The organism is Pseudomonas sp. MIL19 (genome assembly GCF_028680365.1).
Classification (GTDB): domain Bacteria; phylum Pseudomonadota; class Gammaproteobacteria; order Pseudomonadales; family Pseudomonadaceae; genus Aquipseudomonas; species Aquipseudomonas spirodelae.
In genome coordinates this window covers 1-706 of record NZ_JAPPVG010000086.1, presented here as the reverse complement: position 1 = coordinate 706, position 706 = coordinate 1, and the positions used below count along the sequence as shown (strand labels likewise).

1 protein-coding gene is annotated in these 706 nt (G+C 62.6%); it reads right to left on the bottom strand.

Features of this window, described 5'->3' with window-relative positions; all coding sequences use genetic code 11:
- Positions 1–706, bottom strand: a 706-nt coding sequence (locus N1078_RS19465; protein WP_274089705.1) for a GGDEF domain-containing phosphodiesterase, incomplete at both ends; no start/stop codon positions are given.

Here is a 706-nt window from a genome sequence, read left to right as displayed (position 1 = left end):
GCCTGCATCTTGCCGATGGTGACCGTCAGGTCGTGTTGCAACATGGATTCGGTGATTTCCAGGCGCAGGCGGTTGGCCGGTGCGCCGCTGCTGGCCAGCACTTGTAGCACCTGCTGGACGAAATCGGGCTGGCTGAGCTGGCGCGCGCTGATATTCACGGCAATGGTCCAGGCCTGGCGCATGGGGTCGTGCTGCCACTCGGCCAGCTGGCGGCAGGCGGTGGTCAGTACCCATTGGCCGATCGGAATAATCAGGCCGCTTTCCTCGGCCAGGGGAATGAACTGCGCCGGGGAAACCAGGCCGCGCTGCGGGTTTTGCCAACGCAGCAGGGCCTCAAAGCCGAGGATCTGCTCGTCAGCGTCGACTACCGATTGGTAGAACAGGCGCAGCTCATCCTGCTCCAGGGCCAGGCGCAGGTCACGCTGCAGCAGGGCGCGCTGGTTGATTTCGCTCTGCAGGGCGTTATCGAAGAAGCACAGCTGGTCGCGCCCGGCATCCTTGGCTTTGTACAGCGCCATGTCGGCCTGCTTGATCAGTTCGTCGGCGTTCTGCAGCGTGCCATCGAACAACACTACGCCAATGCTCGGGGTGATCTGCACCATATGGTCGTGGAGCTGATAGGGTGCGGACAGCATCTGGCGGATCTTCTCGCCAGTATCGCTGGCATGGTGCATGGCGCTTTCCTGGCTGTTGCCCAGCTCTTCGA